The 10,427-nt window shown below is 58.7% G+C and carries 7 protein-coding genes and 2 rRNA genes; 5 read left to right on the top strand and 4 right to left on the bottom strand.

Translation table 11 applies throughout. The annotated features are described in order from the left end of the window. A partial coding sequence (gene lapD / locus GPL81_RS30825; protein WP_160109858.1) for a cyclic di-GMP receptor LapD occupies positions 1-1,924 on the bottom strand: 1,924 nt, incomplete at its 3' end. Between the two features lie 14 nt (positions 1,925-1,938). Then, positions 1,939-2,643 (bottom strand): cysteine protease LapG, encoded by a 705-nt coding sequence (gene lapG / locus GPL81_RS30820; RefSeq protein WP_160109857.1) that lies wholly within the window; start codon positions 2,641-2,643, stop codon positions 1,939-1,941. 196 nt (positions 2,644-2,839) lie between these two features. Here lapG and GPL81_RS30815 point away from each other — a divergent pair, with 196 nt between their 5' ends. From GPL81_RS30815 to GPL81_RS30795, 5 genes are all read left to right on the top strand, one after another. Next, a complete protein-coding gene (locus GPL81_RS30815) occupies positions 2,840-3,550 on the top strand; it encodes a GntR family transcriptional regulator (protein WP_096514020.1) in 711 nt (236 codons plus the stop codon). Positions 3,551-4,216: 666 nt separating this feature from the next. Next, entirely contained in the window at positions 4,217-4,993 is a 777-nt protein-coding gene (locus GPL81_RS30810; RefSeq protein WP_121104018.1) for a DUF3050 domain-containing protein, read from the top strand. Next, positions 4,990-5,919, top strand: coding sequence for a diiron oxygenase (locus GPL81_RS30805; RefSeq protein ID WP_160109856.1), 930 nt, complete (start codon positions 4,990-4,992; stop codon positions 5,917-5,919). Before GPL81_RS30810 ends, GPL81_RS30805 begins: the two co-directional genes overlap by 4 nt. Before the next feature lie 13 nt (positions 5,920-5,932). After that, positions 5,933-9,349, top strand: a complete 3,417-nt coding sequence (locus GPL81_RS30800) for a non-ribosomal peptide synthetase (protein WP_160109855.1) — start codon at positions 5,933-5,935, stop codon at positions 9,347-9,349. Positions 9,350-9,378: 29 nt separating this feature from the next. Beyond that, positions 9,379-9,846, top strand: coding sequence for an SRPBCC family protein (locus tag GPL81_RS30795; protein ID WP_160109854.1), 468 nt, complete (start codon positions 9,379-9,381; stop codon positions 9,844-9,846). Between the two features lie 152 nt (positions 9,847-9,998). Here GPL81_RS30795 and rrf (GPL81_RS30790) read toward each other — a convergent pair. Both rrf (GPL81_RS30790) and rrf (GPL81_RS30785) read right to left on the bottom strand, forming a co-directional pair. Beyond that, a 5S ribosomal RNA gene (gene rrf, locus GPL81_RS30790) occupies positions 9,999-10,114 on the bottom strand. A gap of 108 nt (positions 10,115-10,222) precedes the next feature. Further along, positions 10,223-10,338: ribosomal RNA gene (gene rrf, locus GPL81_RS30785) — 5S ribosomal RNA — on the bottom strand. Between the last annotated feature and the right edge of the window lie 89 nt (positions 10,339-10,427).

Genomic DNA, 10,427 nt, shown 5'->3' with positions numbered 1-10,427 from the left:
CCACCAACCGCCCCTGAACCCCATACACCCCCATCTCCCGAATCACCGCCAGCTCACCTTCGGTTTCGACCTGTTCGGCAATCAACGGCAAATCGATGCTATGCGCCGCACGCTGAATGGCTTCGATGAACAGGCGCTTGTCGCTCTCCTGATCGATCGCGCGGATGTAGCTGCCGTCGATTTTCAGATACGCCAACCCGAGCCGGGCGAGATTGCCGATCATGCTGAAGCGCCCGCCGAAATGTTGCAGGCTCAACGAGAACCCGAGCCCACGCAATCGCCGCGTCAGGTCCTCAAGCATGGCTTGCTCCGGCAATTGTTCTTCGCCGATTTCCAAAGTCAGCCGTGGCCCCAGGCTGGAATGCGAACGCAGCAACTCAAGGAGCGCATTCAATGCCTGCGGATTTTCCAGAGTGGCCGAAGACAGGTTCAGCGCCAGCGAGTCTTCATGATCGGCCATTTGCTCGAGCACCAGCTCCAACATCAGACGATCGAGCCGCGCGGTCCAACCGAACCGCTGCAGCCACGGCAGGAAGCGCCCGGCCGGTATGCTCTGGCCCTGATCGTCGATCAGGCGTGACAGTACTTTGTGGTGCAGCACCTGCTGTGTGTCCTGACTGGCCACCACCGGCTGGAAAAACAATGCGAACTGCCGCTGCTTCAGCGCCCGATCCAGCAGGTTGTGCCAGGCATGATGATCATCGCCGACACCGGCCAGGGCGCTATGGTCCAGACAGACCCAATTCGAGTCGACCTGGCTTTCGGCCTGCGCCAATGCCTGATCCGCCAGCCCGAGCACCGCTTGCGGCGCATCACCATGGACAAACGGCGCCAACCCGATCGCGGCGACCGAGGCCACGTCTGTGGCGCCGGTCGTATGCAGGCTGGCAAGAGCCGTATCGAGGTGCTGCGCCAGCTGCAGTGCTTCTTCACGCATCAGTCCCGGCGCCAGCACCGCAAATTCGCCCCCCCGAATTCGCGTAACGAGGTTTTGCGTTGCCGGATACCGGGCGCATTCGCGCGACAGCTGCTCGCCGACCGCCCGCAGCAATTCGTCGGTGCGTTGGCCGCCCAGACGCTGGTTGAGGCCCGCCAGATCCTGAACCCGCAATAGCAGCAAGTAACCAGAGCTGGCCTGTTCAGGGTTGCTCACCCGGGCGTTCAATTGCATCTCGAAATAACGACGGTTGGCCAACCCGGTCAGGTTGTCCTGATAGGACTCCATCCGAAGTTTTTCACTGCGTTCGGCCTGCTCCTGAAACAGCGCCTTGAGCTTTTCGACCATCTGGTTCATGGCCTGCACCACTCGCCTCAGTTCAGGTGTGCGCGGCAGTTGCGGCAGGCTGAGGAACTCGCGGCGGGCAATGGCATGGGATTGATAGACCATGTAATCGAGCGGCTTCAATTGCCGACGCAACAACAGCGCCCCCAGAACCGCACTGACCACCCCGCAGATCAGCAGCCACACCAGGCTGCCCAGCGCGCTCTGCCACAGTTTGGCCAAGGCGAACATCGGGTGGCTGACCACCTCGACCCGCGCAGCCTGCTCCCAGCCGCGACTGACGATCGCATCACCGCCAGCCGGGTCAAGGCCGATCAAGCGGACGAACCAGCCCGGTACACGGGTATCCGCCGGGACACCGCTGCGCTCGACCAGCGTCTTGTCGTTGGACAGGTCGACCACCCGGATGCTTGCGTAGTAACCGCTGTCGAAGATCGAGCTGACCAGTAACTCGGTCATGGCCGGGTCATCGATGTTCGGCGTCAGGGACAGCGCCAGTGCCGTCGCGGCGTCCTGGGCGTGGGATCGCAATTGGTTGACGTACTGGGTACGAGAACTCTCCAGGCTGACCATGAAGCTGCCGGTGAAGGCGACGACCAGGAACAGACAGATAGCGATCAAAAGCTGTTTGAACAAAGACATCTGTGGGCGTGCTCCTAATTAATCGTCTCGACCGGGAATCCTTCTGCCTGCATTTTCTTCAACACATCTTGCCAGCGAGACAGGCGCTTGGTGTCACCGACCTTCTGGTTGCCCTTGGCACCCGGTAACCACAACCCTTGTGCATTGAAAGCGTAGACCGGCAACAGATCCGTACGTTGGCTGGCCGGCTGGATCGTGTCGACCAGGCTGTCGAGCACCAGCGGCATGGCGTCGGGGCTCGCGTAGTAGGTCAACACCATGTGCGCGCGATTCAGGCGCAACGCCTTTACATAGGTGATGCGCAACTTGTCGCTGGCAACGCCGAGATGGCGCAGGCTGAAGTATTTGGCGATAGCGTAGTCTTCGCAGTCGCCGGCACCTTTCCACAAGGCTTCGATCGGGGTTTCCCAGTAATCGACCTGGTGCCAGAGATCGATGTCTTCGACGTAGCGCATGTGCTGATTGAAGAACCGGTTGACCCGGTCCAGTTGCTCCAGCTCGCTGACCTGCTTCTGGGAGACCAACAAGTGTTGCCAATCATCAATGCGCTGCTGACCTTCGCCCAAAGGCCCGTACAATGCCTGCGCCCGGCGGCTGATCAGGGAAAAGTCCCAATCGGCCTGCCCATCGCCCAGCACATCGCCCAGCATCAGGCCGGCCAGCAGCAATGCGCCGCATAGCCAATGCAAAATCCGGGAAGCAGGGAAACATACCGCCAATGCAAGGCATCCAGGGTCGGCAAATGGGAGTCGGTTGATGGTGTAGGGTAGCCTGTTAAAAAACTATGGCACGGTGAGATCATCGATGGCGCGCTAAACTGAAGGAAAGGCGCTCTGTTGCGCGTTTGACAAGCCGTCAGGCTGTTACTAGTGTCAGTTGGATCCAAAATTATTCAGTCAATCAGGGTGCGTTGTAGTGACACAAAAGCCCAACCCTCTCAGCAGTATCAAGGTCAACGGGCCGATTCCCGCGCACCTGGCTCGCTCGGTTATCGAAGAAACCTTGCGTTCGGCTATTCTCGATGGCCGCCTGCCTTGCGGTATTGCACTGCGCCAACAAGATCTGGCCGACCTGTTTGGTGTCAGCCGCATGCCGGTGCGCGAAGCCTTGCGCCAACTCGAAGCACAAGCATTACTCAATGTGATTGCCCATAAAGGCGCCGTGGTCGCACCACTGGTCCAGGGCGATGCCGCGGAAACCTATGCCCTGCGGATCCTGCTGGAGTCCGAGGCACTGAGGCTGTCGGTCCCGCTGCTGGATACGGCGGATCTCGAACAGTCAGCCCGCTACATCGACGAGCTGGAAACAGAACACGACTACACGGAAATTGGCCGGCTCAACCGTCTTTTCCATATGTCACTGTACTGCAAGGCACCCAATAAACGGCTGCTGAAACTGGTCGAAGATGGGCTGAACGAGGAAGAACGTTTTCTGCGCTTCAATCTGGAAGCGATGGGTTTGGGCAAGTTATCCCAGGAAGATCACCGGGCCCTGTTGCGCGCCGCCGAAAACCGGGACGTCGAAGGTTCCGTGAAACTGCTCGAAAATCATCTCAATCGAGGGGTCGAGGTCATTACCCGCTACCTCAATAGCCCTGAAGCCAAGAACAGAAACACCTCGAAGTAGAGCACACGCCCCGAACCTGCAGAAGCAAGTCGGTTCCCCGCACCGCTTGCTCCTGCAAAAAACCAGTTCGGCGAACTATCCGCTTACATTTTTCCCTCCTACAAACCCTCCCCCAACTCGCACACCCCGGTGATAGCGGCTGCCTTGAATTACGCTCACTCTTGGGGTGGCGACAACCCATGAATGGGTGACGCACCGCAACAGTGGCGCAGCCCCCGCACCAGGAACCTACGGAAGGAGCCTTGTCACGGGAACGGAAGAAACGGCATTGCCCCGGCCAACTTCCATCCCCCTCAGATCACCTCAACGGATTCCATTTGAAAGTTGCTTCGAGTGAGGCATTCACTCTTCATTTAAATTCTGGCTTATATAAGACGGAAGGAGCAACTACATTCAAATAAAACTTATATTAAAAGTTTTATTGAAACTTGTCACGCCAGAAAAAGTTAAACTAATAAATATTAATAAAATAACTTGATCAGCACTTTATTTGTGTACTAACTTTTCCACGCCACCAATGAATGCTGGCCGAACAACTTATCAAGACCCGTTCTTAACCAACTATCAGAGATCAATTGGTTTGAGGCACCCGCTCGCCAGCAGAAAACTTAAAACGGAAACCAGCCGTGATCACCTCTGACATTTGACTATTTAAAAGGCTTGCTCATGAAACCCACTAAAGAATATCTCGAACAAAAAAAATCCGAATTGAGTGCGCACCCGATTTTCTCCGAAATCCACTCGCTGGCCGTCTTACAACGCTTCATGGAAACCCACGTCTTTGCCGTGTGGGACTTCATGTCGTTGACCAAACGCCTGCAACAGGAGCTGACCTGCACGCACTTGCCTTGGCTGCCACCGCGTGATCCGCAGGCGGCGCGACTGATCAATGAAATAGTGCTGGGTGAAGAGTCCGATGACCGCCCGACCCGGGGTCACTACAGCCATTTCGAGTTGTACCTGGATGCCATGCGTGAAGTCGGCGCCAGTACCGCCGCTGTCGAACGTTTCGTGGCGCTGCAACAGGAAGGCGTGAGCTATGACGTTGCGCTGCAAAGTGTCGACGTCGACCCGGCGGCGGCGCGATTTGTACGCCATACGCTGCACACCGCGCTGCATGCGCCGGGCCACAGCGTCGCGGCAGCGTTTCTGCATGGTCGCGAAAGTGTGATCCCGCAGATGTTCCAACGCATCCTCGATGACTGGGGCATCGGCATCGAACAGGCCCCGACCTTTCGCTACTACCTCGAACGCCACATTGAGGTCGACGCCGAAGACCACGGTCCTGCCGCGGAAAAACTTCTCGCCCGGCTGGTCGATGGCGACCCGCAACGGGAGGAAGACGTCTATGCCAGTGCCATCGCCGCGGTGGAAAGTCGTATCGCCTTGTGGGACGGCTTGCGCCTGAGCATGAGCGAACCACTGGCGGAGGTGAACGCATGAACGCCGCCGACTACCTGTCGTTCGCCGACGCCTGGGAAAGCCGCGCCACCATCCGCACCCGCCCGCGCCGCGTGCTGGAGAACGACGACAAGCTGATCTACCCCTTAAGCCGCCAACCACTGGTGCTCAGCGAGACGTTTCTGCGCGAATGCCCGCAACAGCGCGACTTTGCCCTGGTGCAGACACTCTACAAATTCATCAACGATGTTGTGATTTTCGAAACCGAGATCGTCGACAAGACTGCCCGCAGCATCGCCAAGAATCGATTCGATGTGCCCTTTCCATACGCCTGTCGCTACGACGCCATGACCGTGGTGGTGGATGAGGATTACCACGCGCTGGTGGCCATGGATTTCATGCAGCAGACCGTTGCCATGACGGGTATTACACCCCTCGACCTGCCCGACGAAATCGAATTGAGCCGGGCGATTCCGGCGGCCGTCGCACTTGCGCCACCCCACCTGCGCAGCGCCGTGGAGCTGATCTGCGTGGCGATTGCCGAGAACACCGTGACTGGCGATGTCGCCGCGTTCGCCAAGGACGACACCGTCAAGCAATCGATCAAGGGCTTGATGGCCGACCATTTACTCGACGAAGGCCGGCACTCCGGATTCTGGTCGCGGATGGTGCGCATCTACTGGCACACCGCGAGTCAAAACGACCGCCAGAGCATCGCGCAAATCCTGCCGGTGTTCATCGGCCATTACCTGACCAACGACATTCAGAAGTCCTTCGACTTCCGCCTGATCGATGCCTTGCCGATCAGCGCCGCCGCACGCCACGCCCTCAGGAGCGAGGTGTCGGGGCTGGCTTTCCCGATCAATCGCCATCATCCGCTGGTGGCCAACATCGTGCGGTTCTTCCGCAGCAGTTCGCTGCTGGATTCGCCGTGCGTGCAATGCGCCCTGGGCGACTACCTGATTTGACGAGGAGCACACCATGAGACGTCTTGATATTTTGCTCATTGGACGAAGCCGGACCTTGACTTGCCTGGGGCTGGAGCTCGAACAACACGGTCATGCACTGACACGGATGGCGGCGCTGGACGAGCAGGCACCGGCTCGCGCCGACCTTGTGATCGACGATGCCAGCCTGAATGGGCAGATATTCATTGATGTACCGCGCCTGACGCTGCAACTGGGCATCGACCTGCCAGGCGCGTCGGGCCTGCCATCGCTGGATCTGTTATGCACTGCCGACTCCACGTTGCTCACTCGCGTGCCGATCGCCGATGAACCTTCAGGCAACGGTCAGGTGCTGCGCCTGCGCGCTGTGGCGGAACTGGTGGACCATGTGGCGTTGCTGGTCAGCCGCTACTCGCGGGACGCCGAGTATTTTCGGCTTGCCGAACCGCTCAACTCCATACATTTCGAAAGAGTCGAAAACCTGCTGTTTCTCGACAGCCTGGCTTTCGTCCATCAGCTCAATGCAACGGCAGATTCCCGGCTGCTGGAGCTCGCCCGGGTGCCAGTGATCGAGCGCCTTGAACAGCGCTTCATTCAGTGCGCCGGGCGACCGGCATTGAACGTAGCCGGCAGCGCTCTCGACTATCGCCAGTTGCATGCCCTGAGCCGCGCGGTTCAGCAGCGGTTGCAACCTTTGCTTGATCAGCATGAAGGCCCGAGAGTGGTAGGCATCTGCCTGCCGAAATGCAGTGCGTTGTATGCGGGGATTCTGGCGATTTTGGGTAGCGGTGCGGTGTACCTGCCTCTGGAGCCGAGCCATCCGCTGCAACGCCAGCAGTACATCCTGTCGGACGCCGGTGCGGTATTGCTGCTGCATGATGGGCAGCATCCGCTGGCGGCGCAGATGCCAAGCCTGGATATCAGCGCTATCGACGCCGAAACGCCGAATCCCGATCAACCGCTGATGCGCCATCGTCCCGATCTCGACGCGCCGTGTATGGCGCTCTACACCTCGGGCACCACCGGCCATCCCAAGGGCGTACTGCTGAGCCAGGCCAACCTCGCCCACTTCACGGCGTGGTATGCCGACTATGTGCAGCTCACCGAACAGAGTCGGGTGCTGCAATTTTCATCGTTGGGTTTCGACTCGTCGCTGATCGATATTTTCCCGACCTTACTGCAAGGGGCGGAGTTGATCGTGCCCAGCGAAGACCAGCGGCGCGATCCCTTGCAACTGGTGGAGCTGATTCGTCATCAACGCCTGAGCCACGCCTTTCTGCCGCCCGCCTTGTTGAGCATTCTGCCGCTGGAGCAACTGTGCAACCTCGATCACGTCATGACGGGAGGTGATGTCTGCGAGCCCTGGGTCATCGAGCAACTGACGCGTCAGGGCCAACTCTACAACCTCTATGGCCCCACCGAAGCCACGGTGCTGATTACCGCACGGCAACTGCAGGCCGGCGATCACAATCGGACCCTGGGCGGCCCGATCGCCAACAGCCAGGTGCTGATTCTCGATGAGGAAATGCAACCGGTGATCGAGCAGACCGTGGGTGAGTTGTTCATCGTCGGTCCCGGGGTATGCCTGGGTTACCTGAACAACCCGCAACAAACCGCCGAACGTTACCTGCAACTTATCCTGCCCGATGGCCAGAGCCTGCGCGCCTATCGCACGGGCGACATGGCGAAGTGGACCACTGGCGGCATCGAACTGTGCGGCCGGCGCGACAATCAGGTGAAGATTCGCGGCTTTCGGGTCGAACCGGAAGAGATCGAGCGCTGCCTGCGCGACAGCCAGTTGTACGGTCAGGTGGCGGTGGTGATCGACAGCCAGCGACGGATTCTGGCTTTCCTCGCCCAACCTCGAGAGAGCCGGCCCGGCGCCGCTCGCGAAGCGCTGAAGGCCCACGCCCTGCACTGTCTGCCGGACTACATGCAGCCCGGCGCCTGGACCGAGCTGGCGAGCATGCCGTACGCCAGCAACGGCAAGGTCGATCGCAAGGCGCTGTTGGAACTGCCGGTCAGCATCAGTGAAAACGCTACACGCCGCTTGCCTGTCAGCGCCGATGAAACCCTGTTGCTGGAGATCTGGTCCGAGCTGCTGGAGTTGCCGGCCAGCGATATTTCCACTGACGAAAGTTTTTTCAATCTCGGCGGCCATTCGATCCTGCTTTCACGAATGCTCCTGCGCTTGCGCGAAGAATTCGGCCGCAGCATTTCGATCAACCGCTTCATCGAACTGCCTACCATCGCGAAACTGGCGACACTGGTGCGTGGCTCCGGCAGCGAAGAAGTGTTAAGCGAAAGGGCCCTGGCCGACGCCTCGCGCGAGCTTCAGGTGCAGCCATTGCCCATCAGCCGCATGGGCGATGTGCATAAGGTGATCGTCACCGGTGCCAACAGCTTTGTCGGCGTCCACATCGTCGAAGCACTGTTGGCGTGGGGTGCCAGCGAAGTCGCCTGCCTGGTCCGAGAGGGCAATGGGCAATCGGCTGCCGAGCGCTTCGCTCAGGCGCTAGGGGAGAACCGGCTGGAGCATCTGGATTTGAGTCGGGTGCGGGTTTACGCGGCGGACATCACGCGCCCGCAACTGGGGCTGACCGACGAAGTCTACGAGCGCCTGGATCGTGAGTTCGGTGCACTGGTGCACAACGCCGCCAACGTCAATCACGTGCTCGATTATGAGTCACTGGCACGGGACAACGTCGAACCGATTTTCGAGTGCCTGCAATTGTGTGAAGGGCGCAGCAAAAAGATCTTCAACTTCGTCTCGACACTTTCAGCCTCCAGCACGATGTCCGCCGATGGAAAAGTGCTTGAGCTGCCCGCCGCGCAAACCCCGCCGATCTACATCAAGAATGGCTACAACCTGTCCAAATGGGTGGGCGAGCGGGTCCTCGAGCGCGCGCGGGAGCGCGGTGTACAAGTCAATCTCTATCGGCCCGGCAATATCAGCTTCAACAGCCTCACGGGCGTGTGCCAACCGCACAAGAACCGTTTAATGCTGATGCTCAAGGGCTCGATCCAGCTCGGTCAGGTACCGGAGTTCGCACTGAACTTCGATCTGATGCCGGTGGACTTCCTCGCCCGCTTCATAGCCTTCCATGCCAGTCGTTATCAGCCGGAAAAAGCGGTGTTCAACCTGCACAACCCCGAACCCCTGAGCTGGGACAGCTATGTGGCGTCCTTTCGTGAAGCCGGTCGGGCATTTTCCCTGGTCAGCGTCGCCGACTGGCAGCAGCAACTGGGCAGGGTCGACAGCGACAACGCGTTATTTGGCGTATTGGGTTTCTACCTCAACGGCTTTGAGGAAGACATCGGGGACATCTCGATGATCGGCCACGACAACGCCCAGGCCGGCGTGCGGCAGATGGGCGCGCGCTATCCGGAAAAATCCCCGGCGCTCCTGCGTCGCGGCTGCGACTACCTCAAAGAAATCAATTTCATCTGATCCACCCCAATCAAGAACGGAGTAAAACCATGTGCACATTGCAACCCGATACCCTGATCAAGAATCCGCAAGGCTGCCACGTTGTGTCTTCGGTGGAAATCCCTGCCGATGCCGTACAGGTCTGGGCCGTTGTCGGCAACTTTGCCGGCTTCGATCGATTCATCCCGGCACTGTCGCACATCGAGATGACCGGTGAGGGCGTGTCGTCGCTACGCAAGAAGTTCTTCAAGGACGGCAACCTGGTGGTCGAACAACTCAACTCCCGCGACGACCAGGCCCTGAACATGACCTGGACAACCCTCTACAACACGCTGGGTGTCGCCAATTTGTGGGCGGCGATGCAGGTTAAATCACTGGGGGCGGGCAAATCCGAAGCGACCTGGACCATCATCGCCGAACCGGCACAGGGAGGCGCCGAAGCTCTGCCGGGGTTCAAGGATTTCGTACAGGGCTTTGCCGATGATGCGATGAACAATGTGTTGAAGATGTTTGCTTAAGGCAGAGCGTAATGTCACTGCGATGGTGAGCTACCGGGTCCAGGCATCCGGTTTTCTCTACAAGGCCAACCGCTGAACAAGGGTTGGCTTTTTTGCAGCCCAGAACGACAAAACCCCTGTCTGCGCAAGCAGACAGGGGTTTCGGAATTTAATCTTGACGATGACCTACTCTCACATGGGGAAACCCCACACTACCATCGGCGATGCATCGTTTCACTTCTGAGTTCGGGATGGGATCAGGTGGTTCCAATGCTCTATGGTCGTCAAGAAATTCTGTGACCAGCCCGTTACAAGTATAACGTTCCGGTGAAAATTGGTGACTTCTACTAAAACAAAACCCCTACCTGCATACGCAGATAGGGGTTTCGGAATTTAATCTTGACGATGACCTACTCTCACATGGGGAAACCCCACACTACCATCGGCGATGCATCGTTTCACTGCTGAGTTCGGGATGGGATCAGGTGGTTCCAATGCTCTATGGTCGTCAAGAAATTCGGGTACCGAGTCGTGGCCGGTTGGCCGCGCTTCAGCAAATTGGGTAAGGGGTTGGGGTTTGGGGTTTTTTGGGGGTGGGGTTT

This window comes from Pseudomonas izuensis (assembly GCF_009861505.1).
GTDB classification, from domain to species: domain Bacteria; phylum Pseudomonadota; class Gammaproteobacteria; order Pseudomonadales; family Pseudomonadaceae; genus Aquipseudomonas; species Aquipseudomonas izuensis.
This window is presented reverse-complemented; position numbering and strand designations above follow the sequence as displayed.